Raw genomic sequence first — 24,379 nt, 5'->3', positions numbered from 1 at the left:
GTGACCGGTCACACTTCGTGCGGGAGCCGCCCTGTTCGCGTACCTCGAACCCCTAACATGGCCCTGGCCTGTCCATCCCACGTCAGGTGCCGTTCGACAGGAGTTCGCCGTGCGCTTGCGTTTCACCCCGGTGGACACGACCTTCTACGACCTGTTCGCCCAGTCCGCTGGCAACCTGGTCGACGGATCCCGCCTGCTCGCCGAGATGCTGGTCGACGGCAGCGACCGGGCGGCGATCGCGCGCCAGATGAAGGACGCCGAGCACCGCGGCGACGAGGCCACCCACGCGATCGTCAGACGAGTCAACTCGACGTTCGTCACCCCGTTCGACCGCGAGGACATCTACCGGCTGGCGTCCTCGCTCGACGACGTCATGGACGCGATGGAAGCGGCGGTCGACTACGTCCTGCTGTACGAGCTCGACGGCCTGCCCGAGGGCATCGAGGACATGGTGGACGTCCTCCAACGCCAGGCCGATCTCACCGCGGAGACGATGCCGCGGCTGCGGGCGATGCGCGACCTCGAGGACTACTGGATCGAGATCAACCGGCTGGAGAACGTCGGCGACCAGCTCTACCGCAAGATGCTGGCCAAGCTGTTCAACGGCAGCTACGACGCCCTCCAGGTGATGAAGCTCCGGGACGTCGTCGAGCAGCTCGAGGACGCGATCGACGCGTTCGAACACGTCGCGAACATCGTCGAACAGATCGTCGTCAAGGAGTCGTGAGCTCACCCGATGGAGCTCGCGCTCGTCATTGCGGTCGTCCTGATCGCGCTGGTCTTCGACTACACGAACGGCTTCCACGACGCGGCGAACGCGATCGCCACGTCGGTCTCGACCCGCGCGCTGACGCCGCGTACGGCACTGATCCTGGCCGCCGTCATGAACCTCGCCGGCGCCCTCATCTCCGAGGGCGTCGCCGCCACGATCGGCAGCGGCATCATCACGCCGGCCCAGTCGGCGCACGGCATGACGGTCGTCCTGACCGGCCTGATCGGCGCGATCACGTGGAACCTCATCACCTGGCGACTCGGCCTCCCCTCGTCCTCGTCGCACGCCCTGATCGGCGGGCTCATCGGAGCCGGTGCCGCGTCGGCGACGACCGTGCACTGGGACGTGATCGTCGAGAAGGTCGTCCTGCCGATGTTCCTGTCGCCGCTGCTCGGGTTCGTCCTCGCGTACCTGGTGATGCTCGCGATCCTGTGGATCTTCCGTAGGGCCGCGCCGGCTCGGGTCAACCGGGGGTTCCGGGCCGGGCAGGCGGTGACCGCGGCGGCGATGGCGTTCGGGCACGGTCTGCAGGACGCGCAGAAGACGATGGGCGTGATCGTTCTGGCGCTGGTGGTCGGTGGCTACCACGCCGGGTCGGACGTGCCGCTGTGGGTGAAGCTCGCCGCGGCGGGCGCGATCGCTCTGGGTACGTACTCCGGCGGGTGGCGGATCATGCGTACGTTGGGCCGAAAGGTCATCAAGCTCGACCCCTCGCGCGGGGTGGCGGCGGAGATGACGGCGTCAGGTGTGCTGTACGTGATGGCGATCGGGTTGCACGCGCCGGTGTCGACCACGCACACGATCAGCGCGGCGATCATGGGCGTGGGGGCGACCCAGCGGTTGTCGGCGGTGCGGTGGGGGATGGCCGGAAACATCTTGCTGGCTTGGATTCTCACGATCCCGATGTCGGCGGCGGTGGCTGCTCTGTGCTACTTCTTGGCGCGGCTGTTCTTGCCTTAGCGAGGAGTTTCGCCAGCTCCTGTGGGCGTTCGAACATCGAGCGGTGTCCTGTGCCTGCGGCGATCACGTGTTCTTTGTGTGGGGCTTGGAGATTCGCGTACCACTCCCGCATGAGTTCGCTGCGGGATGGCACCTCGTTCGCTCCGTCGAGGAAGTAGACGTCGACTCGCAGGGCCTTGACGGTGGTGCGCAGGTCGAGGTCGCGCAGACGTGGGTAGTAGAGGTCGTACGCGTCGACCAGACCGGCGAGGACGTGCGCCTTGTCGAGCAGGCTGTACTCCTTGGCCGCGAGGCTGGACATCAGGCCGCCCTGGTCGGGTTGGGCGTGCTTCTCGGCCTCGGCGAGCAGCATGGGTTCGTAGTCGTAGAAGTGGTCGTACGGCGGTGGTCCGACGCCCCTGAGCCGTGCTTCCGCGTACTGGCCTTGGTCGGCCTCGGTGAGGTCGACCGCTTGGCCGACGCCGACGTACGCGTGGAACAGCTCGGGATGCTGCTGGGCGGCGAGGATCGCGGGGACGGTGCCGCCGGAGTGGGCGAGGAGGAAAACCTTGTCCTGCTTGAACTTCTGGCGGAGCGCGTTGGCCGCGGCGAGGGTGTTGGCGACCTCGTTCTCGAGCGTGAGCGTGTCGGTGGGCTCGATCGCCTGGTACGAGGTGCCGCCGCCGCGCCGGTCGAGGGTGGCGACGACGAAGTCCCGCTCGAGTGGTTGCAGGTGCTTGCGTACGGCACCGCGTTCGGCGGCGCCTGGGGCTCCGGGGACGAACAGCAGCACGGGATTCGTCGGCTTGGCGCCTCGGATCATCAGGCCGAGGTGGTGGTCTTTGCTTTGGATCGTGGTGAGCTCGGCGATGCCGCCTTCGATCTTCGCCGTGCTGGCGGGGATCGCGACGCCGACCGCGACGAGCAGGACAGCGGCGGTGGGGAGGGTGATGGCGATGCGGCCTTTGAGCTTGCGGGTGATGCCGGCGCCGTACGCGGCTCCGACGGCCATCGGCAGCAGGGCGAGCAGGCCGTGCACGCCGCGGCCGGCGAGGAACGCGAGGACGCCGAACGTACTGAGATGCGGGGCGTCGACGGTCGGCCCGCCGGCGCCTGCTCTGGCGAGCTCGGTCGCGAGGGCGAAGACCGCTGGGGCCGCCGGCATCGCCCACTTGGTCCTGGTCAGGTGTCCGGCCGCGATGCCGACGAGCAGGCTGACCGCGATGCTGGCGAGTGCCTGCGTGGTGGTGAGCGGGCCGCGCGGCATCAGCAGCCCGGTCGCGGCTCCCCAGGCGATGACCACCGCCGCGGCTATGGCGAGTCGTCTCATCGGTGTCCCTCCCCTTGATGTAGCGACTGCTACATGACTGTAGCAGCTGCTACGGTGCGCCGATGGATCGCCGTGAGTCGCTTACCGCCCAGGCGCTGGAGTACGTCCTCGAGCACGGCCTGGTCGGCCTCTCACTCCGCCCGTTGGCCGCGGCGCTCGGGACCAGCGATCGGATGCTGATTTACCACTTTGGGAGCAAGGAACGCCTGGTCAGCGCCGTTTTGTCGCTTGCCCAGACGCAGCTGGGCGCGGCTCTCGGGCCGCCGGGGCCGGACGTGCGCACGCTCGGCGACATGGTCCGGCACGTGTGGTCGGGCGTGATCGGACCGGTGGGGCGGCAGGTGACGCGGCTTTACGTGGAGACGTGCGTACTGGCAGCGCAGGAGCCGGACCGCTTCGGCACCGCACCGGAAGCGCTCCGCGGCCAGTGGCGCGAGGGAGTGCGCACCGGCCTGGTGGCCTTCGGCGTACCGCCGGATCGAGCTGGAGCGGTGACCGACCTGATCTTGGGCACGTTCGACGGCCTGGCCCTGGACCGCCTAGTGGCGACCGACCCGGCGAGGGTCGACGCAGCGGCGGAGGAGTTCGCCGACCTCATCGACCTCACCCCCCTCCGCCTCGGCTGACCCAGCCAGGTGTTTATGAAGGGCACCTTCATTCGAACCTATTGAATGAAGGTGCCCTTCATTCAAAACAGCGGGAACGGAACCACCCGGCTTCATCCGAGCCACAAGAGACCGGGGGAAGCCAACAAGCGACGCGAGGACGGCAACAAACCCACGCAACAAGGAACCTCCCCCGGGACACCTGTTCCGGGGGGCAGGGGCGGCGCGTGAAAAACAGGTGGCCGGGCCGGGGCGAGTCAAGGGTCGAAGATCGCGAAGCGACGCATCTCTCCGTCTGCGCGAAGCGCCCCCTGGGAGGCGCCCTTGACGCGCCTCGGACCGGCCACCACAATCGACCGCCGCCACAGTCCCCGAGAGCACCAAACTCCCGAACAGCTCTCAAAGGAACACCGCACCAAGACAGCACCAGACCCAGAAGAGCTTCGCCACCCACATCCCGCCCGTGATGCGTGATCATGAAGCCAAACCAGTCGTATACGCAGAGTCGCCTTCATGATCACGTTCATGATCACGGACAGGCGCGCCCGAGAGTTTGGGTGAGGGGCACCCCAGTCCCATAGGTCCGGACCAGGGTGCCCCCGACCCAACCAGACCTCGCCACGCTTGGATGAAGGGCACCTTCATCCAATAGGTTTGGATGAAGGTGCCCTTCATCCCAAAAAGGGCGGTCAGCCGAAGCGGCCGGTGATGTAGTCCTCGGTCGACTTCTCGCTCGGGTTGCTGAAGATCTTCTGCGTACTGTCCATCTCGATCAACCGCCCCGGCTTGCCCTGCGCGGCCAGGTTGAAGAAGCCGGTCGCGTCCGAGACTCGCGCAGCCTGCTGCATGTTGTGCGTCACGATGACGATCGTGTACTGCTCCTTCAGCTCGGCGATCAGGTCCTCGATCGCCAGCGTCGAGATCGGGTCCAGTGCGGAGCAGGGCTCGTCCATCAGCAGCACCTGGGGTTCGACCGCGATCGCGCGGGCGATGCAGAGGCGCTGCTGCTGACCACCCGACAGACCCGATCCCGGCCGCTCGAGGCGGTCCTTGACCTCGTTCCACAGGTTCGCGCCGCGCAGGGAGCGCTCGACGATCTCGGTGGCCGCCTTCTTGTTCATGCGCTTGTTGTTCAGGCGCATGCCGGCCAGCACGTTCTCGGCGATCGACATCGTCGGGAACGGGTTGGGCCGCTGGAAGACCATGCCGATCTCGCGGCGCACCTGCACCGGGTCGACGCCCGAGCCGTACAGGTCCTGTCCGTCCATCGCGACCTTGCCCTCCACGCGCGCGCCCGGGAGCACCTCGTGCATCCGGTTCAGCGCGCGCAGGAACGTGGACTTGCCGCAGCCGGACGGGCCGATGAAAGCCGTCACCGATCGCGGTTCGATGGTCATCGACACGTCCTCGACGGCCTTGAACGAGCCATAGAAGATGTTCAGTCCGGAGACATCGATGCGCTTGGCCATGGTCGTGTTCCTTCTATGAGCTCAGCGGCCGGTCTTCGGGGAGAAGAAGTACGAGATCAGTCGTGCGATGAGGTTGAGCAGCATCACGATGATGATAAGCGTGAGTGCGGCGGCCCAAGCTCGGTCGTAGTTGATGGTGACGACGCCGTTCGGGGCGAGGCCCTGGCTGTACTGGCGGAAGACGTAGACCGGCAACGTCATCATCCGGCCGTCGAACGGGTTCAGGTTCAACGAGTCGACCACACCACAGACGATCAGCAGCGGTGCCGTCTCGCCGATGATGCGGGCGATCGCGATCGTGACACCGGTGACGATGCCCGCGAGCGCGGTGGGGATCACGACGTTCACGATCGTGAGCCACTTCGGTACACCCAGAGCGTACGAGGCCTCGCGCAGCTCGTTCGGGACGAGCTTGAGCATCTCCTCCGACGAGCGTACGACGACCGGAATCATCAACACCGACAAGGCGACCGCGCCGATGATGCCCATCCGGATGCCCGGTCCGAAGAACAGCGCGAACAACGCGTACGCGAACAGGCCGGCCACGATCGACGGGATGCCGGTCATCACGTCGACGAAGAACGTGATGCCGCGCGCCAGCGAGCCCTTGCCGTACTCGACCAGGTAGACCGCGGTCATCAGGCCGATCGGCACCGAGATGAGCGTGGCCAGCGCGGTGATCATCAGCGTGCCGAGGATCGCGTGGTACGCGCCGCCAGCGTCCATGCCGCCGAACACGCCGCGCATCGTGTAGGTGAGGAAGTACGGGTTGAACCGCTCGATGCCGTTCGCGACCGCCGTCCAGAGCACGGTGACCAGCGGGATCAGGGCGAGCCCGAACGCGCAGTAGACCACCGTGGTGACGAACCGGTCGGTCGCCTTGCGGCCGCCCTCGACGACGCGCGAGGTGATGTAGTTCGCGAGCGCGAACAACACGATGCCCAGGATGACCCAGACCGGGATGCTGAACGCGCCGAGCAGGGCGAGCACAGCGGCGACGACGGCGAGCGAGCCGACCAGGATGGCGGGGGTGGCGTACCTCGGCAGCGAGCCGGCGATCAGCGAATGGTCCGGAGCCGACGGAGCCGTGGGAGGGGTCGTCATGGTCGTCATCAGTTGGCCCCCGAGAATTCCTTGCGCCGGCTGATGATCCACCGGGCGAGCATGTTGACCGCGAGCGTGATCACGAACAGCACCAGACCGCTGAAGATCAGGACGGCGACACCCAGCGCGTTCGCCTCCGGGAACTTCAGGGCGATGTTCGCGGCGATCGACTGCTGCTGGCCAGCCTTGAGCAGGAAGAACGAGTACAGGAAGCCGGGGGAGAGCACCATCGCGACCGCCATCGTCTCGCCGAGCGCGCGGCCGAGGCCGAGCATCGCGGCGCTGATGACGCCGGACCGGCCGAACGGGATGACCGCCATGCGGATCATCTCCCACCGGGTGGCGCCGAGGGCGAGCGCGGCTTCCTCGTGCAGCTTCGGCGTCTGCAGGAAGACCTCCCGCGAGACGGCCGTGATGATCGGCAGGATCATCACCGCGAGGACGACGCCGGCGAGCAGGATCGTGCGCGGCGGGCTCGCGGCGGGACCCGCGAAGATCGGGATCCAGCCGAAGTACTTCGCCAGCCACTCGAAGAACGGGAAGATCTGCGGCATCAGCCAGAGGCCACCCCACAGGCCGTACACGACGCTGGGGATGGCGGCGAGCAGGTCGACCACGTAGCCGAGGCCCGAGGCGAGCCGGCGGGGCGCGTAGTGCGAGATGAACAGCGCGATGCCCACCGCGATCGGGGTGGCGATCACGAGGGCGATGAGCGCAGCGAGGAGCGTTCCGAAGGCCAGCGGTCCGGCGTACGCGAGGATGTTGCTGTACGTGAAGCCGGGAACTTCCTGGAGCTCCTCGATCGGAGCCGTCATCGCCGGCCAGCCCTGCTGGACCAGGAAGATCGCGACCGCGGCCAGGACGATGAGGATCAGCGAGCCAGCGGCGGTGGCGCTGAACGAGAAGACCCGGTCACCGATCCGTACGACCTTCTTCTTGCCGGTCGGATCCGGAGCTAAGTCCTTGGGAGATTGCTGACCGGTGGTTGCCGTCACTTCTTCACCTTCCCCATCGGTCTGCCGGTGGTCACCATGGGCGGCGGTAGGCGGGGGCTGCACCTCGGCAGCCCCCGCTCACCAGTGTCTGCTTCGACTTGTCAGGCGCCGCTGGTGATGGCGTCGACAGCACCCTTGAGGTCGGCCTCGAGCTTGCTGGAGACCGGAGCCGAACCGGCGGCGTCAGCGGCCGCCTTCTGGCCGTCGGCGCTGGCAATGTAGCCGAGGAACGCCTTGACCAGGTCGCCCTCCTCAGCCTTGGGGTAGTTCAGGCAGGCAACCTCGTACGAGACCAGAACGACCGGGTAGGCGCCGGACTGGGTCGTCTTGCGGTCGAGCTCGATCTCGTAGTCGTGCTCGGGCGTGCCCTCGACCTTCGGCGAAGCGTCGACGACGGCCGCGGCACCCTCGGGCGTCGGGGCGACCCACTCCGAGCCGACCTTGACCTTGACCTTGCCGAGCGAGCCGGCCTTGGAAGCGTCCGCGTAGCCGATGGTGCCCTGGCCACCCTGGACGGTCTGCACGACACCGGAGGTGCCCTGCGCCGACTGGCCACCCTGGATCGGCCACTCACCGTCCGGCTCGTGCGGCCAGTCGGCCGCCGAGGTCGCCTTCAGGTAGTCGGTGAAGTTGTCCGTCGTACCGGACTCGTCGGAACGGTGCACCGGGCTGATCGCCGTGTCCGGCAGCGTCTTGCCGGCGTTGTCGGCCGCGATCGCGGCGTCGTTCCACTTGGTGATCTTGTTGTTGAAGATCTTGGCGATCGTCGCCGGGGACAGCTGGAGGTCGGGGGCCTCCGGCAGGTTGTAGATGACGGCGATCGGGCTGATGTAGACCGGGAGGTGGATGGCCTCGGTGCCGCCGCAGCGCTCCTTGGAGGTCGCCTTCTCCTTGTCGTCCATCGCCGAGTCGGAGCCGGCGAACGCGAACGAGCCCTCGAGGAAGCCGGTACGGCCACCGCCGGAGCCCGTCGGGTCGTAGCTCACCGTGACGTCGGGGTTGGCCGACTGGAAGCCCGCGATCCACGCCTGCATCGCGGACTCCTGCGACGTGGCACCGCCGAGCGCGAGGTTGCCCTTGAGGTCACCGCCGCCGTTGCCACCGCCGGTGCTTGTGCTGTCGGGGGAGGCGCTGCTGTCGCTACCCGGACCAGTGGGGTCGTTGCCGCACGCCGCAAGCGCGAGCGCGCCAGCGACGAGGACGGCCGCGACGCGTCCGTACCGCATGAGCTTCACTGGGGTCTTCTCCTGAACGTGTCGAGGTCATGCTGGAGCCGCGCAGGATGCCCAGCCCCACCACGGAACGTAGGGATTGGAGGTGAAACCGCGTGCGGGGTGGAGTGAACGCGTGGTGAACGTCGGTCGGCATTATTTGAACAGCGACACAACGCAGTGGCATCCGTCACATGAACAACCCCGCGCCCTGCCACAGCGTCGCGGGTCAACTGCGAACGGCTAGCGCGTGCCTCGTGCGCCGGCAGACTACTGACCTGCGCTTGCCGCGCCAAGGGTGGGGCTTGGCTACGGTTGCTGCCCATGGTCGAGGCGATTGAGCGGGAGCTCTTCGATCGAGTGTGGAGCCTCGCCTGCGCGGCCGACGCTGGCGTGGGTTTGGCCGGCGACGACGGGTTGCGGGCTGTGCTGGCGTTCCACGGGCTGACGATGAACGGCGGCCTGTCGCACAGCTGCTCGGTCGGCGCCGACCTCGCCCCTGCCGCGATCGCCGCGCTCCGGGCGTACGGCCTCATCGAGCTGGCCGACGTCGTGGCCGAGGCCGTGGCTCTGTCGGACGATCCGGAGCAGGAGGAACGCGTCGAGGAGTTGGACGACACGTACAACGAGCTCCTGCCCACCGACCAACACCTCGTCGACGCCGCCTTCACCTACTGGCGCCACCACCGCGCCGCCTTCGCGGAGCCTGGCAACTCCAGGCCGCTGCGGCCTCGACCCGGATCGGCATGACACCCCGGATGGAGCAGCAAGAACCGGAGCAAACGCGTTAGCGACCCCGGCCCTGGCGCGCTTGACAGGCAACATGCCATCACGGTTATATAGCCGCCATGGAACAGACTCTGGGCGTCGTGACCGAGACCGATGGCGGGTACCAGCTGGCGTTCGAGCGCACGTTCAAGCATCCGCCGGCCAAGGTCTGGCGCGCGCTCACCGATCCTGGCGAGCTCAGGAACTGGTTCCCCGCGGTCGTCGACTTCGACGTCACCGTCGGCGCCAAGCTCACGTTCGCGCCGACCGACAAGCAGCGCGCGAAGTTCGGGCTCACCGACGCCGACGCGGCGCAGGGTGAGCTGATCGCGGCCGATCCGCCGAAGCTGCTCGAGTACACCTGGGGCGAGGACCGCCTCCGCTGGCAGCTCCACGACACCGCCGACGGCGGCTGCCGGCTCGAGTTCACCCAGACCTGTCCCGAGCGCGACTCCGCGATCGTCCAGGGCGCCGGGTGGCATGTCGGGTTCGAGCAGATCGAGGCACTGCTCGACGGCACGACGCCCGCGTATGACCCGTTCGAGCGCGCCACCGAGCTGGCGGCCACGTACGTCCAAGCCCACACGCCATGATGGGCGGGTGCCCGAGCAGCAGCCGGTCCGGAAGCGCCAACGTGCGCTGAGCGCCGACGAGATCGTTCGCGTCGCCGTCCGCCTCGCGCGGTCCGACGGCGTCGAGGCGGTCAGCATGCGCCGCATCGGCGAGGAGCTCGGCGCCTCGCCGATGGCGGTGTACCGGCACGTCACGGACCGCGAGGACCTGCTGATCCGTATGCTCGACGCCCTCGCCAGCCGTGTCGACAAGCCCGTCACCGAGGGCGCGCCCCGCGAGCGCATCGCGCGGATGATGTGGACGATGCACGACGGGTTCCGCGACGATCCCTGGGTCGTCCGCGTCCTCGCCCACGAAGGCCTGGCCAGCCCGCGCATCCTCCCGATGATCGAGGCCGTCTTCCAGGCCCTCACCGACGCCGGCTTCGACCCGGCGACGTCGCGGTCGATCTACAACCTGCTGTTTCAGTTCCTCTACGGCGAGACGCTGATGTCGCACTTCGACCGGCTGAGCACGTACAGCCGCCGCATGGTCGAGGCGGCCGATGCCGCCACGTACCCCGCCCTGATAGCCGCGGTCGGGACCGAACGGCACGAGACGCCGGAGTACTTCGAGGCGAACCTCACCCGCGTCCTCGACGGAATCTTTGGCCGCGATGTCGAGAACGTCGACCAGGCTCCGACCGATCGATGACAGGTCCACCGAGACAGAACGGGATCCAGCGATGAAGTACATGATCATGATCGTGCTCAACCCGGCCGCGATGGACGGGCTCTCCAGGGCGGAGAACGAGGAGCTGATGGGCAAGTTCGAGCCGTTCCTGGCCGGGCTCCGCGAGTCCGGCGAGCTCGTCGGCACCCAGGCGCTCGCGATGCCCGACCAGACCGCCGTCGTGCAGGTACGCAACGGCTCCGTCGTGCAGACCGACGGCCCGTACCTGGAGTCGAAGGAGTTCCTCGCCGGCTACTACCTCGTCGACACCGCGACGAAGGAACGCGCCATCGAGATCGCGAGCCAGGTCCCGGACGCGCACCTCAACACGCTCGAGGTGCGGCCGGTCATCCACTCGACAGGCATCGATCTCTAACGCTTGACCGCAGTCGTTTCTTAGGTCACCCTTGCATAATGTTTACGCCGTACGCATCGGGCCTGAGGTGACTGCCGTGACCGCTGCTGTGACCAAGGGCCGCGGGCTGGGCTTCGCGCTCGCCGCGGTCCTCGTCACGTTCTCCGCTCAGCAGCTGCTCACCCCCCTGCTCGCCCCGTTGGCGCGGGAGCTGGGGCTGAGCGAGTTTCAGCTCGGTCTCGTGGTGACGATCGCCGCGGCGGCGCTGACGGTGATGAGCCCGGTGTGGGGCCGGGCGGTGGACACGATCGGTCCGCGCGCCGTGCTGCTTTCTGGCGTGGGTCTCGCCGCGCTCGGTCTCGCGGGGTTCGCCGCGGCGGTGGAGTGGGGGTTGGGTGGGGAGAACCGCGCGGGGTGGACGTTCGCGGGGATGCTGCTGACGCGCAGCCTGCTGTTCGGCGCCGGCATCGCCGCCGCTCCCGTCGTGGGGGTGGCGCTGGCGGCGTCTTCGACTACGGACGAAGCGAGTCGGACGAAGTCGGTCAGCCTGGTCGGTGCCGCGCAGGGACTGTCGTTCGTCCTCGGCCCGCTGGCCGGCGGCGCGCTCGCGACGGTGTCCGTGCTGCTGCCGTTGTGGATCTCGCCTTCGGTGCTGGTGGTTCTGTTCGTCGTGCTGGCCGTCGCACTCAAGCCGGCGCCGCTTGCGCAGAAGGTTGTCGGGGAGGCGCGGGCGAGGATCAGCCCGTTCGACCGGCGGCTGCTGCCGATCCTGGCGGTGGGGTTCGTGGTCTACCTCGGGTTGTCGATGATGATCGTGATCGGCTTCCTGGTCGCGGACCGGCTCCGGCTGGACTCCGAGCAGACGGCTGGCGCGGTGGGCATCGCGTTCTTCGTGACGGGCGTCGTCCTCGTTCTCACGCAGGGCGTCGTGGTCCCGCGCCTCGGATGGCACGTGCTGCGGCTGCTTCGGGTCGGCGTACCCATCGCGTTGGTCGGGTTCGTCGTGATCGCGGTCGGCGGCCAGCTCTGGTCGATCACCGTCGGCATGGCGCTGCTCGCGGCTGGCGTCGGGCTCGCGATCCCCGGCTACACAACGGCGGCGACGCTGGTCGCGCGGCCGCACGAGCAGGGCGCGGTGTCGGGTCTGGTGTCGGCGAACATCGGCCTCACGTTCATGGTCGGCCCCGTCGTCGGGACGGGCTTGTACGAGGTCGCGCCGATCGCCCCCTTGCTGGTCGGCGCCGTGCTGTGCGTCCTCGCCGCCACGTACCTGTACCTCGCCCCCTCCGCCCGCCGCATCGGCGCCCGCGCCGAGGATCCGGCGGATGCCGTCCCCTGAGGACGGCCTCAAGCCTCGTGCAGCTCGGTAGCGACGTTCGTGCGGCCGGCGCGGTGGATGACGACTAGCGAGGCGGGGGGCAGGGCGACCGGTTCGATGCCCAGCGTCTCGAAGAGGGTCGGCAACACCGGGCGGTGGCTGCAGACCAGCGTCGGGCGGACGGAGTCGAGCAGAATCGAGGCCCGTTCGCGCGTCACTGCCAAAGAGGCGTCCTCGGAGAAGGCCGGCTCGGTTTCGATCGAAAGCCCGAGGGACGACGCGTACGGCCGGACGGTCTCCAGGCAGCGCAGCGCATCGGACGACACCACGCGCGAAATCCCGTACGAGGCAAACAGCTCGACCAACCGAAGAGCCTGCTCCTCACCCACAGGAGACAGCGGGCGGTCGACATCCGCCCCGGGCCACTCCACCCGCGCCGAGGCCTTCGCGTGCCGCAGGACCACCAGCGGCGTCGTGACCAACGGCGAGAAGGCGTCCAGCAAAGCGGCGTCGTGCGCATGGGTGAGCCGCCGGCGTGCATGACCCAGCGGAACGAACTCCCGCCGGTCCACCTCCTCCGACGCCACGAACGAGGACGTCGAGACCGGCAGCCCCGCCCAGTAGTGCACGACCTTGCGCGTCCCGTTCGACAACGGGTACGACACCGGAGGCAACGGCACGCCGAGCCGGATGGCGATCGTCGTCTCCTCGTGCACCTCGCGCACAGCCGCGGCGGCCAGCGACTCGCCGGGTTTGAGCTTCCCCTTCGGGAACGACCAGTCGTCGTACTTCGGCCGATGGATGAGGGCGACCTCGACCTCCCCCATCGCGGTACGGCGCCACACCACCGCGCCGGCGGCGAGAACCTCGGTGTTCACGATCCGCCGTGCACCCACTCGCGGTACTTGCGCTTGCTGGCCTCCTGCCACACCGCGGCGAAGGACGCCCGAGCGGCAGCCGTCAGCCCGAGCTCGCGCTCGTGCAGCACCCCGAGCCAGTACGCCGTCGCGGACGGCACCCGGCCCGATAACGCCAACCGCGACAGCGTCGAGGCAGCGACCACCGAGTCCTGATGCTCACCCAACACGTCGGTCACCGACGACAGCTGGCTCCCCAGCTGCTTCGCCGGCTTCCCCAACGCCGGCGCGCAGGCGTCGGCGGCATAACGAGCCCGCTTCGCCTTGATCCGCGCCGCATGCCACACCTCGTCCGGATCCTCGAGCGACAGCTTCGACACGGCCGACGACAGCTTCTTCCAAGCGTCCTCGACCAGCGGCGGCAGCACCTTGCGCGACGAGCGCTCGGCATCGTCCTTCGTCCGCGGCGCACGCACCGCCTCGACCAAAGCCTCGTGCAGCTTGAGATAACGCGACCCGCCCAGCAACGACAAAGCCTGCTCACGAGCCTCAGAAAGCTCCGCCCCGAGCCTCCGCCGCAGGAACCGTTGTACGTCCTCAGCCGACTCCGCGGGCAACGCCGAAGCAGCATGCGACTCGAGCCGCGCCAGCTGCACCTCCGTGTCCCGGACGGGCCCGAACAGAGACGCGACGAACTGCAGCTCCTCCCGCAGCGGCTCGCTCCACGACGTGTCGAGCAGCGGCCGGAAGACCCGCAGCACCGAACGCAGCCGCCGGATCGAGACTCGGAACTGGTGCACCGAGTCCGGCAGATCCAGCCGCACCCGGATGTCCTCCGAGCGCAGCGCGCGTACGTACGTCGCCAGCTGGTACTGCAACAACGACCGCGCCGGCGACTTCTCCGACACCGGCTCCGGTGCGGGCACCTCGGGCGGCGAAGAGGCGCGACCACCCAAAGCTCGCGCGGCCTTCGAGGTGAACCCACCAGCGACAGCGCCCTCGTCGACCAGCAGCCGGCACACCTGGTCGAGCGTCTTCTCGTCGGCGTCCGGCCGCAGCTCCAGCTCCAGCTCGCGGAACTGAGCAGCCACCGCACCCTCTTCGAGCACGTTCACCCGGTCGTCGGTGAGCTCGGCCAGCTCGATGCCGGCGCCGTTCGACAGGATCCGGATCGCCCGCTCGGTCCGCAGCCGCGCCCGCGGCTCGACCGGAAGCCCAGCGGTCAAGACAGCCACCAGCGAGAGCAGCTGGTCCGGCGGCGCGGCGCCGCGCTTCCCCGACAGCGGCAGCCGGATCTCGTCCCGGACGCCCGCGCCCGACTCGTCGGCGACCTTGAGCTTCAGGTGCCAGCCCTCGTCCGAGCCGCCGGTCCGCATCCGCAGGCTCGCGCCCTCGCGGGCGAGCCGGAGGTCCGCGGTGTCGTAGTACGTCGCGTCGAGCACGACCGTGCCGCCGTCGGCAACGGTGACCAGCAAGGACAGGTCGGGAAGGTGGTACTGCCCGTGGACGCGGAACTTGTACTCCTTCTCGCGCACGATCTCGGGCGAGCCGTTCCGGCTTTGCGCCATGGGCGGTGGCCTCCTAGCGGCGTCGCAAGTTGGCGGTGATCAGGAGCTCCTGCAGGTCGCGCAGGGGGTTCCCGTTCTCGTCCAGGTGCCGCCGGGTCCACTCGGCGTCCTGCCCAAGGTGCCACGCGGCGGTGCCGGCGTCGAACGCGATGTCCAGCAGCTTCGTCAGCTCCTCGACGTGGTCGGCCTGCTCGAGCCGAGCCAGCGCCTCCACCCGGCGGTCCAGGTTGCGGTGCATCAGGTCGGCCGACCCGATCCACAGTTCAGGCTCCCCGCCGTTCTCGAAGCCAAACACGCGGGAGTGCTCCAGGAAGCGGCCCAGGATGCTGCGTACGCGGATCGTCTCGGACAGCCCCGACAGCCCCGGCTGCAGTGCGCAGATGCCGCGAATGAGCAGGTCGATCGGTACGCCGGCGCGCGAGGCTCGATACAGCGCGTCGATGATCGCCTCGTCGACGATCGCGTTCAGCTTGAACCGGATCCGTGCCGGGCGGCCGGCCTTGTGGTGCTCGACCTCGCGTTCGATCCGCTCGATCAGCCCGGCCCGGATCGAGCGCGGAGCGGTGAGCAGCCGGCGGTAGTCGGTCGTCCGCGAGTAGCCCGACAGGTGGTTGAACAGGTCGGTGAAGTCCTCGCCGAGCGCGCGGTCGGAGCTCAGCAGCCCGAAGTCCTCGTACAGCCGCGCCGTCTTCGGGTTGTAGTTGCCGGTGCCGATGTGGGCGTACCGGCGCAGCCCGTCGGGCTCGTCGCGGATGACGAGGCTCAGCTTGCTGTGTGTCTTCAGCCCGATGAAGCCGTATACGACGTGGCAGCCGGACTGCTCCAGCTGCCGGGCCCACCGGATGTTGGCCTCCTCGTCGAAGCGCGCCTTGATCTCGACGACCACGAGGACCTGCTTGCCGTCCTCGGCGGCGTCGACCAGCGCGTCGACGATCGGCGACTCGTGGTTCGTCCGGTAGAGCGTCTGCTTGATCGCGAGCACGTTCGGGTCGGCCGCGGCCTGCTCGATGAAGCGCTGCACGCTGGTGGAGAACGAGTCGTACGGGTGGTGCAGCAGTACTTCTTTCTGCCGTACCGCGGCGAACACGTCCGGCGGATGCGCGCTCTCCACGTCGGCCAGGTCGCGGTGGGTCGCGGGAACGAACGCGGGGTATTTGAGCTCCGCGCGGTCCAGGTCGGCGATCGCGTGCACGCCGGACAGGTCGAGCGGGCCGGGCAGCCGGCAGACCTCGGCCTCGTTCACGCCGAGCTCGGAGACCAGCAGCTCGAGCACGTGCGGGTCGATGTCCTCGACGACCTCGAGCCGGACCGGGGGACCGAAGCGGCGCCGGAGCAGCTCGCGCTCCAACGCCTGGAGGAGGTTCTCGGCGTCGTCCTCCTCGACCTCGAGGTCCTCGTTGCGGGTGACGCGGAACGTGTGGTGCTGCAACACCTGCATGCCCGGGAACAGCTGGTCGAGGTGCGCGGCGATCACGTCCTCGAGCGGGACGAAACGCTGGTCCTCGACGGGGACGAACCGCGGCAGGATCGGCGGCACCTTGACCCGGGCGAAGTGCTCGGTCTGGGTCTGCGGGTTCATCACGACGACCGCGAGGTTGATGCTCAGGCCGGAGATGTACGGGAACGGGTGCGCGGGGTCGACCGCGAGCGGGGTGAGCACCGGGAAGACGCGGTCGCTGAACAGCTTGTGCAGGCGTTCCTTGTGGGACTCCTCGAGCTCGTCCCAGCGGAGGATCTCGACGCCCTCCTTCTCGAGCAGCGGCACGACCTGGCTGTGGAAGCAGTCGGCGTGCCGGGTCATCAGCTCCTTGGTGCGCGCCCAGATCGCCTCGAGCACCTCGCGCGGGAGCATGCCGGAAGCGGCGCGAACGGCGACGCCCGCGGCCATGCGGCGCTTCAGGCCGGCGACCCGGACCATGAAGAACTCGTCGAGGTTGGTGGCGAAGATCGCGAGAAACCGCACGCGTTCGAGCAGCGGAAGATTGGGGTCCTCGGCCAGCTCGAGCACGCGCGTGTTGAACCGGAGCCAGGACAGCTCGCGGTCGAGGAAACGCCCTTCGGGCAGGTCGTCGGCACGGACGTCGTACGGAGGCTCGACGTCGAACTCCGACCTGCTCGCGTTCACCAGCTGCTCGGTACTCACCACGTCATCGTCGCACTGCCTGGTGAACATGTGGTAACCGTAAGGGGATCGCTGGCCGAGTCGGTCACCTGGGCTTTTGGCGCTCCCGGCGCGTTCTCAGCGCAGCTTGTACGCCCTGGTCACCTCCTGGGTGAGAACGTTCCCGGACCTGTCCTCCGCGCGCACTCGCAGGGAGGCGAACGACGCTGTCTTCGGGTGGTGAACGGTGGCCCGGTAGTCGCCTCCCGACCCTCGCAGCGAGGCCGGGCGCCACGTCGCTCCGTCGTCGTACGACACCTCGAGCCGGACCGACTTCAGCCGGGGCTTGGGCGCGTACGGCTGGCCGTCGATCGACAGGTCGAAGGTGAACGACCGCCCTGCCGGCGCGCGGTTCAGCGCGTCGAGCGGCACGTCGTACCGGGCGAACAGCATCGGCAGGTACGCGCAGTCCCGCCCGCGCCCGACCCCGCACTCGTACCAGGCCGGCAGTGCCGACGGCCGCGACGGCGCGGACGAGGCGAGGGTCCAGGCCGACTTCGTCTTCCAGCCCCAGCTCCACGGCGCGTCGGAGAAGCTGTCCACCTCCAGCCGGTACGTCGAGCCGGCGGGCACCGCCTCGAGCACCCCGCGCGCCGTACGCCGCGAGACGACGAGCTCACCGTCGCGGTAGAGCCGCGTCGCCGAGTTCTCCCACCGGGTGTCGAACGCGCCGTAGTGCCCCGCGTCCGAGCTGCCCAGGTCCTCCAGCCAGAAGAACAGCTCGTCAGCGTCCCGGCAGCCCGCGCATGGGATCGCGACCCGGTCCTGCGGCGTCCGTTCGACCCGCGGCACCGGTCCCGTCACCGCCCCGCCGAACCAGGTCCCGCGCAGCATGTCGTTTCCGGAGTAGTACCGGAACTGATCGCGCATCGGCCGTCCGAAAACGACCTCCGGAGTTTCGTAGCCGTACACGGTCCGCTGCCACAGCAGTCCCGGTCGCGCGGTCACGTACTCGGTCCGTTCGCCCGGAGTCCGGAAGTATCGGTTCGCGTCGAAGCTCCAGTCCTGCCACGGTGCGAACGCCGCGTTCACCTCCGCGGCGTCCCGCGCGAGCGCGTCCGCGTGGTACGTGCTCCGCACCGTCGCCACGTCCCGGTCCCGCACGCGCCGCGTCAACGAGCCCGACGGCACGAAGCCGTCGTAGTCATAGCGCAGGTCATACAGGAACGGGCTGTCCGGAGTGCTTTCCAGCGTGAGCAGCCGGCCGCGTTTCGCCCACGAAACAAGGGCCTCCGCCTCCGAAAGTTTCAGAGCGGCGCCCGGGATCGGCAGCCCGCGCTCGACCGAGCCGAAGTACGGATATCCGTTCCGGCTGTAGAGGAACGCGACTCGTGCACCGGCAGCAGCGGCCGCGGTGATCTGCTCGCTCCACTGCCCCTCGACGGCCTCGATCACCGCCACCTTGCCGCGGACGTCGACGGCCGAAAGTTCTGCGGGCGAGGCCTTCCCCACGTCCACGACGCGCAGCCGCAGCCGAGCCTTCGAAAGTTCCGGGGAGTAGACCAGGTACTGCGGCCGGAACTCTCGGAGCGCCGAACCGGAAGCTTCGAGGTCCGGTGTGACCAGCGAGTACTGCGTGACCAGGTGGAAGGCGCCCTTGGTCACCGGCGTGGTCGGTGCGGCGTACATCTTCGTGAACGGCTCGCCCAACGTGTAGCGATAGCTGATCGGCTCGCCCTTCAGCGGCATCCGCCAGAACTCCAGCTTCGCCGAGATGTTCTCGTTGTCCTTGCCGACCTCGACGTTCAGCGGCACCGTGCGGCGGCCGTCGAGGACGACGTTCGCGCCGCCCGGCCCGACGTTCACCTCGGGCGCGCCGACGAACGCGTAGGTGTACTCGCCGGCCTCGATCGTGGTGACGACGGCGTTCACGCTGTACGTGCCGACCGGTACCCGCAACGTCGCCTTGCCCTGCGCGTCCAGGTTCGGGAACGCGATGAGCTTCGACGAGTCGTCGACGTTGCCGACCTGGACCGTCGCGCCGCGGTTCGGCGCGCCCAGGCGGTCGAGCACGGTGAGGGACAGGTCGTACGACTCGGGCTCCTTGTTCAGCCCGAGCGGCAGCGCGACACGCACGCCGCCCGCGCCCTGGCCGACGAGGTAGCCGCTGTACAGGCCGGCGTCGCCGAGCGCGGGGTCCACGGTCACGTCCACGGTCGCCGTCCCGCCAGCCGGGACCTCGACCGACAGCGCGCTCAGCGTGACCATCCCGGCCGGCGCGGCCGTGCCGTCGGCGACCTCCGCCGACGCGGTCAGGTCGAGCGTGACCGCGGCGCCGGTCGTGTTGGTGAACGTCACGGTCCGCACGATCGGGTCGAGCTCGGTCTGTGGGTACGGCAGGTAGCCGAAGTTCAGCGGCGTCGGCCCCGCGAACACGCCCTGCGCGGTCGCCTTCGCGACGTCCACGCGCCCGCCGCCCTGCTCGTAGACGGTCAGGTCGTCGCGTGGTTTCGCGGTCGAGACCAGCGCGGCCTTCACCTGCGCGGGCGTCCAGTCCGGGTGCTGCTGGTGCACGATCGCGGCCGCGCCGGCGACATGCGGCGTCGCCATCGAGGTGCCGGTCAGGCTCGTGTAGTTCTCGTCGACCGGCGTACCCAGGCTCGTTCCGGCCGCGCGGGCGGCGACGATGTCGGTGCCCGGCGCGGTGATGTCCGGCTTGATCGCATGGTCGCCGGTACGTGGTCCACGGCCGGAGCTGCTCGCGAGCTCCTCGGCCTTCGTCACGTTGCCGACAGTGAGCGCGGCGTCGGCCGTGCCCGGGTTGGTGACGCTGTAGCCGCTCGGGCCGTAGTTGCCCGACGCGATGACGAACAGCGTGCCGGTGCTGGCCGTGAGCTCGTTCACGGCCTGGCTGAGCGGGTCGGTCCCGTCGGACGCGTACCCGCCGAGGCTCATGCTGACGACGTCGGCGCCGTTGCCGGTCGCCCACTCCATGCCGGCGATGATCCACGAGTCGTAGCCGCTGCCGCCGTCGTCGAGGACCTTGCCGTTCATCAGCATGGCGCCCGGCGCGACGCCCTTGCGGGAACCGCCGGACGCGGCGCCCGTGCCGGCGACGGTCGCGGCGACGTGCGTGCCGTGGCCGTGGTGGTCGACGGGGGAGCCGCCGCCGGTGAAGTCCTGCTGGGCGCCGACCTTGCCGGCGAGGTCCGGGTGGGCGGCGTCGACGCCGGTGTCGAGGACGGCAACGGTGGTGCCGGTGCCGTCGAGCCCGTTCGCCCAGGCCTCCGGCGCGCCGATCAGCGGGACGCTCACGTCGAGCGACGCCTCGACCTTGCCGTCCAGCCAGATCTTGTCGATGCCCTTGTCCAGTTGGCCGTTCGCGCCGTCGACCGCGGACCAGAAGCCGGCGGCGGCCTGCTTGTCGAGCGTCACGGCGGCGCCGTCGATGCTCGGCAGCGCGAGCGTCGCGTCGCTCGCGGGGAGCGCCTCGGCCTGCGCGAGCAGGCTGGACCGGGACCGCGAGGCAGTGCGGTCGTACGTGACGATCAGCGGCAGCAGCTTGGCCTTGTCGTCGGTGCGGCCCTGCTCGATCAGCCTGGTGACGTTGAACAGTTCGGCGTCGACCGTTCCGGCGCGGACGTACGGCGCGACGCGCTCCGGCAGCACGTAGGTGTCGCCGTCCTTGGTGTACGCCTGCACGGCACCGGAGACGCGGTCCACCGCGACGGACGTCTTGCCGCCGACCTCCGTGACGGACACGACGTCGCCGGTGAGCAGCGTGACCCGCTGCGACGGCTCGCCGCCGGCCACGGGCGTGACCGGAGCGGCGGTCGCCGACGAGGGTGCGAGCCCCGCCAGGACGAGCGCGGCGGCAACGAGGGTGCTGCGAACAGCCTTCATCGGGTCTCCAAGCGGTAGGCGCGCTGCACGGTCTGGTCTACGGAGTCGCCCTTGCTGTTCCAGGCGCGAACCTTCAACCAGACATAGCCATTCGTCTGCTCGAGCTTCGGATGCCGCACGCTCACCCCGAACTCGCCGCGGCCCTTCTTGCGGACAGATGCCGACGCCCAGGTGGCGCCGTCGTCGAGGGAGTACTGCACCTGCATCCCGGCCACCGGCGTCCGGTCGCCGGCGCCGGACAGCGGTGCCGCATGGATGTCGAAGCGGTACGTCCCGTTCGCCGGCGCTCTGTTGTGCAGGCTGAGCCCGAGCTCGTACCGGAGCTGGATCAGCGGCTCGAACGCGCACGCGTTGGTGTCGCCGGTGAACGGGCAGGCGTACGCCGGCGGCAGCTTCCCAGGCTGAGGCGGCTGGGAGCGGAACACCCACTCGGTCAGCACCTTCGGCGCCAGCGCGGTCGGCTCCGAGCCGGGCTGGGTGTAGTCCATCGTCAGCCGGTACGTGCCCGCGCCCGGTGGGAGTTGGAACCACCGCCATGACGAGCCGCTGCGCGGGAGCTCGGTGTCGCCGCGGAACAGCCGCACCTCCGGCGGGGCGAACCACGCGTACTCGTAGTGCTTCCCGCTCGCGTCCAGCCGGTACTTCCCGGTGACGAACCGGTCGCCCTGCCGGCAGAAGGTGCAGTCGAGCGTCGTCGGGTACGCGCCGGCGACGTCGACCGCGCCGTACGTCATCGGCGCCTCGCCCCAGGTCTCCGTCCCGCGGCGCTCACCCCTACCGGCCGGGATGCGGTCCCACGTGCGCAGGAACGTGTCCTCGAGCCAGGTCTGCCTCGTCCACCGCAGGGGCGGGCCGCTGTTCGCGACCAGCTCCGTCCAGGCCGCCGGCGCATGGAACGGCACGGCGAGCTGGGCGCTGTCCGGCATGTTCGCGCTGAATGCGAACCACGCGATTTCGCCTCTCTGCGTTGGCGAATCGCTGTGATAGCGCGCGGGGATCGTCGTCAACTCGCGCTTGCCAACGGTCGGGTCGCCCTTCGAGGGCCAGCCGCCGTCGTGCCCGAGCCGCACGTGATAGACGCGTTCGGGAGTCTGCCGTCCGTCGATGGTCAGCTTGGTCGGGCGACGTGCGATGGCCTTGCGGAGCGCCTCGCCCTCGTCCCGGCTCAGCCCGAGCTGGAGGATCGGCTCGGCGCGGACCTCGTGGGCCTTCGCGCCCGCGAGGTCGGCGTAGGCGAGCACGCCGGCGACCTCGGCGGCGGCCGCACGGTCGGTCACCCGTTGCAGCTCGTTGATGAAGTAGGAGTACGGGTACGGCTCCCCGGAGGGGATGCCGACGCGGACCAGGGCGAGTTTGCCCTTGGCTGGTTGGAAGTTCTCGCCACCTCCGGCGAAGACGACCGGCAGCGTACGCCGACCCGCGAGCGCCGGTCCGGCGGCGTACGGCCAGTACGCGGGATGCAGGCCGGGCACGCGAACGAGCTGCGAGCCGAGCACCCACTTCGTGTACGACTCCGTAGATCCCGTCTTCGGCCGCGGTCCCGGCGTGGTGAACAGCTCCCAGTCCGTCGACTCGTCGAACAGCGCGCCCATCCGGAACGAACGGCCGTCCGACAGCTGCCGGTTGACGCCGATCTCGCCCATCATCAGGTCGACGTCCTCGCCCACGCGAGGGTTGCGGCGCTTCGCCTGGCTGGCGTCGAGCGTCACCGCGGTGTCGGCGGCGACGTCGCGTTCCGACGCGACCGCGATCGTGGACTCGCGAGCCTCGAGCTGCCAGGTGGTGATCTGCGCGTAGACGTCGTACACGCCGGGCGCGACGTCGAACGTCGCGTTGCCCTCGGAGTCGGACCAGCCGAAGTGGTACCAGTTGCGGAACGGGTCGTTCGCGACGAAGCCCGGGTTGGTCTTGACGACGTGGATCGGCAGGCCGAGCTCGGCGGGCTTGCCCCGGCGGTCCTTCAGGCTGACGGTCAGCTGCTGGGTCTCGCTCGCCTCGTACAGGCTCCACGGCGTGCGTACGGTGACGCCGCCCGGCGCGGTCGCGGCGACGATCCCGCTGTAGACGCCCGCGTCCAGCAGCGCCGGCTCGGCGGTGAGGTCGACGGTCGCGGAGGCGTGCGGCGCGACGGTCAGGCTGGTCGTTGCGAGGTGGACCGCGGCGGCGGGGACGTCTCGGCTGTCCCAGCCGTTACCGGTCACGCCGAGCTCGAGCGTGACGGCTGCGTCGGTGTCGTTGGTGTACGTGAGCGTGCGGGTGACCGGGTCAGTCGCGGGGTCGGGCAGCCGGCCGAAGTCGGCGGTCGCCGGCCCGTACACCCGTTGCGCGAACGCCTTGCCGACGTCGACGCGGCCGGCGCCCTGCTGGTACGCGGTGTAGGCGCCGGGGGCAGCCGTCGAGACCAGAGCGGACTTGAGCTCCGACGCCTGCCAGTCCGGATGCGCCTGTGCGAGCAGGGCCGCCGCGCCGGCGACGTGCGGCGTGGCCATCGACGTTCCGCTGGCGCTGGTGTAGCGGTCGTCGACCGGCGTACCCAGGCTGGTGCCTGCGGCGCGGGCGGCGACGATGCCGACGCCCGGTGCGGTGAGGTTCGGCTTGACGATCGCGTCGCCGCGGCGCGGACCGCGGTTGGAGAAGTCGGCGAGCGCGTCCTGGTCGTCGACCGCGCCGACGGTGAGCGCCTCGGTGGCCGCGCCCGGCGTACCGACCGCCGCGTCCGCGTAGTCGTTGCCGGACGCGATGACGAACAGCGTGCCGGTCTCCCGCGTCAGCGCGTCGACCGCGAGGCTGCCCGGGTCGGTGCCGTCGGTCGGCGGTGCGGACAGGCTGAGGTTGACGACGTCGGCGCCGTTGGCCGCGGCCCACTCCATGCCGTCGATCGCCCACGACAGCTGGCCGGAGCCGGCGTTCGTGAGCACCTTGCCGACCATCAGGTCGGCGCCCGGAGCGACGCCCTTGTAGGTGCCGCCGTTGCCGGCGACGATCGAGGCGACGTGGGTGCCGTGCCCGTTGCCGTCCACGGGGGACGCGTCGTCGCTGAAGTTCTGCTCGGCGACGACCTTGCCGGCGAGGTCGGGATGCTCCTTGTCGATGCCGGTGTCGAGGACCGCGACCTTGGCGCCGGTGCCGTCGAAGCCCGCGGCCCAGACCGAGGGTGCGCCGATCTGCGGGACGCTCACGTCGAGGTCTGCCTCGATGGTGGCGTCCAGCCAGACCTTGCGGACGTCGTTCGCCAGGCGGGCGCCATCGCTCGTCAGCATGGACCAGACGTCGGTTTGCTTGGGGTCGTACGCGACGGCGTCGATGCTCTCGAGCGTCGCTGTGGCTCCGGCGGTCACGGCCCGGCGGGTGTTCGCGTACTGCACGATGACCGGCGGCGGGCCGGACTCGCTCAATGCGGCGACGTCGAACAGGCCCAGGTCGAGCCTGTCGGCGGCGAGGTGCGGCGCGGCGTCGGACGGGATGACGTACAGGTGCTCGCCGTCGGCGGCGCTGCTGAACGTGACCGGCGTGCCGTTGGTGCGACGGGCAGGGCGAACGGTGAACGTACGCTCACCGGTCGGCGTCGCGGCGACCGTGACCACGTCGCCGGTGAGCAGCGTGACGGTGCTCGTCGCAGGAGGCGTGGCGGCGTTCTGTGGCAACGGTTCCAGCCCGCTGTCCGCCGAGGCGGTGGACAGCGAACCGGTGATCAGGACTGCGACGACAAGGGGGACGGCAAGTCTCACAGCGCACTCCTCGCAGCGAGGGACACGCTGAAGATGACACCGAAATGCTCAACGCAGGAAGAAGATTGGTTG

General features: G+C 69.4%; 18 protein-coding genes. 8 read left to right on the top strand and 10 right to left on the bottom strand.

The window, feature by feature from the left end:
* Positions 1 to 109 precede the first annotated feature (109 nt).
* Complete coding sequence (locus JOD67_RS02805; RefSeq protein WP_205114685.1) at positions 110 to 727, top strand: DUF47 domain-containing protein; 618 nt, start codon at positions 110 to 112, stop codon at positions 725 to 727.
* A 9-nt stretch (positions 728 to 736) separates the two neighbouring features.
* Entirely contained in the window at positions 737 to 1,732 is a 996-nt protein-coding gene (locus tag JOD67_RS02800) for an inorganic phosphate transporter (protein ID WP_205114683.1), read from the top strand.
* On the opposite strand, the gene JOD67_RS02795 is transcribed toward JOD67_RS02800, so the two are convergent.
* Complete coding sequence (locus JOD67_RS02795) at positions 1,665 to 3,041, bottom strand: alpha/beta fold hydrolase (RefSeq protein ID WP_205114681.1); 1,377 nt, start codon at positions 3,039 to 3,041, stop codon at positions 1,665 to 1,667. The genes JOD67_RS02800 and JOD67_RS02795 overlap by 68 nt on opposite strands.
* A gap of 62 nt (positions 3,042 to 3,103) precedes the next feature.
* Here JOD67_RS02795 and JOD67_RS02790 point away from each other — a divergent pair, with 62 nt between their 5' ends.
* Positions 3,104 to 3,667, top strand: a complete 564-nt coding sequence (locus JOD67_RS02790) for a TetR/AcrR family transcriptional regulator (protein ID WP_205114680.1) — start codon at positions 3,104 to 3,106, stop codon at positions 3,665 to 3,667.
* Positions 3,668 to 4,335: 668 nt separating this feature from the next.
* Here JOD67_RS02790 and pstB read toward each other — a convergent pair.
* From pstB to JOD67_RS02770, 4 genes are all read right to left on the bottom strand, one after another.
* A complete protein-coding gene (gene pstB, locus JOD67_RS02785; RefSeq protein ID WP_205114679.1) occupies positions 4,336 to 5,115 on the bottom strand; it encodes a phosphate ABC transporter ATP-binding protein PstB in 780 nt (259 codons plus the stop codon).
* A 21-nt stretch (positions 5,116 to 5,136) separates the two neighbouring features.
* Positions 5,137 to 6,219 (bottom strand): phosphate ABC transporter permease PstA, encoded by a 1,083-nt coding sequence (gene pstA / locus JOD67_RS02780; RefSeq protein WP_239553699.1) that lies wholly within the window; start codon positions 6,217 to 6,219, stop codon positions 5,137 to 5,139.
* 8 nt (positions 6,220 to 6,227) lie between these two features.
* Entirely contained in the window at positions 6,228 to 7,214 is a 987-nt protein-coding gene (pstC, locus tag JOD67_RS02775; protein WP_205114677.1) for a phosphate ABC transporter permease subunit PstC, read from the bottom strand.
* A 101-nt stretch (positions 7,215 to 7,315) separates the two neighbouring features.
* A complete protein-coding gene (locus JOD67_RS02770; protein ID WP_205114676.1) occupies positions 7,316 to 8,440 on the bottom strand; it encodes a phosphate ABC transporter substrate-binding protein PstS in 1,125 nt (374 codons plus the stop codon).
* 309 nt (positions 8,441 to 8,749) lie between these two features.
* Between JOD67_RS02770 and JOD67_RS02765 the strand changes: the two genes are divergently transcribed.
* The 5 genes from JOD67_RS02765 to JOD67_RS02745 all read left to right on the top strand — a co-directional run bounded on the left by JOD67_RS02765 (position 8,750) and on the right by JOD67_RS02745 (position 12,171).
* Entirely contained in the window at positions 8,750 to 9,175 is a 426-nt protein-coding gene (locus JOD67_RS02765) for a DMP19 family protein (RefSeq protein ID WP_205114675.1), read from the top strand.
* Positions 9,176 to 9,273: 98 nt separating this feature from the next.
* On the top strand, positions 9,274 to 9,786 hold the full coding sequence (locus tag JOD67_RS02760; protein WP_205114673.1) for an SRPBCC family protein: 513 nt from the start codon (positions 9,274 to 9,276) through the stop codon (positions 9,784 to 9,786).
* Positions 9,787 to 9,793: 7 nt separating this feature from the next.
* The gene (locus JOD67_RS02755; RefSeq protein WP_205114671.1) at positions 9,794 to 10,459 is read left to right on the top strand and encodes a TetR/AcrR family transcriptional regulator; all 666 of its coding nucleotides are present in this window, start codon (positions 9,794 to 9,796) and stop codon (positions 10,457 to 10,459) included.
* 31 nt (positions 10,460 to 10,490) lie between these two features.
* The gene (locus tag JOD67_RS02750) at positions 10,491 to 10,853 is read left to right on the top strand and encodes a YciI family protein (protein ID WP_205114668.1); all 363 of its coding nucleotides are present in this window, start codon (positions 10,491 to 10,493) and stop codon (positions 10,851 to 10,853) included.
* Positions 10,854 to 10,929: 76 nt separating this feature from the next.
* Positions 10,930 to 12,171 (top strand): MFS transporter, encoded by a 1,242-nt coding sequence (locus JOD67_RS02745; RefSeq protein ID WP_205114666.1) that lies wholly within the window; start codon positions 10,930 to 10,932, stop codon positions 12,169 to 12,171.
* An 8-nt stretch (positions 12,172 to 12,179) separates the two neighbouring features.
* Here the strand turns inward: JOD67_RS02745 and JOD67_RS41655 are convergent, their stop codons facing one another.
* The 5 genes from JOD67_RS41655 to JOD67_RS02720 form a co-directional block, all read right to left on the bottom strand.
* Positions 12,180 to 13,028: an NUDIX hydrolase gene (locus tag JOD67_RS41655; protein WP_205114664.1), complete on the bottom strand. Its 849-nt coding sequence runs from the start codon at positions 13,026 to 13,028 to the stop codon at positions 12,180 to 12,182.
* Positions 13,025 to 14,575, bottom strand: a complete 1,551-nt coding sequence (locus JOD67_RS02735) for a CYTH and CHAD domain-containing protein (RefSeq protein ID WP_205114661.1) — start codon at positions 14,573 to 14,575, stop codon at positions 13,025 to 13,027. The genes JOD67_RS41655 and JOD67_RS02735 overlap by 4 nt, the downstream gene beginning before the upstream one ends.
* Before the next feature lie 13 nt (positions 14,576 to 14,588).
* Entirely contained in the window at positions 14,589 to 16,748 is a 2,160-nt protein-coding gene (locus JOD67_RS02730) for an RNA degradosome polyphosphate kinase (protein ID WP_205114659.1), read from the bottom strand.
* A 66-nt stretch (positions 16,749 to 16,814) separates the two neighbouring features.
* On the bottom strand, positions 16,815 to 20,579 hold the full coding sequence (locus tag JOD67_RS02725) for a S8 family serine peptidase (RefSeq protein ID WP_205114657.1): 3,765 nt from the start codon (positions 20,577 to 20,579) through the stop codon (positions 16,815 to 16,817).
* Positions 20,576 to 24,307 (bottom strand): S8 family peptidase, encoded by a 3,732-nt coding sequence (locus tag JOD67_RS02720; RefSeq protein WP_205114655.1) that lies wholly within the window; start codon positions 24,305 to 24,307, stop codon positions 20,576 to 20,578. Before JOD67_RS02720 ends, JOD67_RS02725 begins: the two co-directional genes overlap by 4 nt.
* Positions 24,308 to 24,379: the final 72 nt, after the last annotated feature.

This window comes from Tenggerimyces flavus, assembly GCF_016907715.1.
Lineage (GTDB): Bacteria > Actinomycetota > Actinomycetes > Propionibacteriales > Actinopolymorphaceae > Tenggerimyces > Tenggerimyces flavus.
This window is presented reverse-complemented; position numbering and strand designations above follow the sequence as displayed.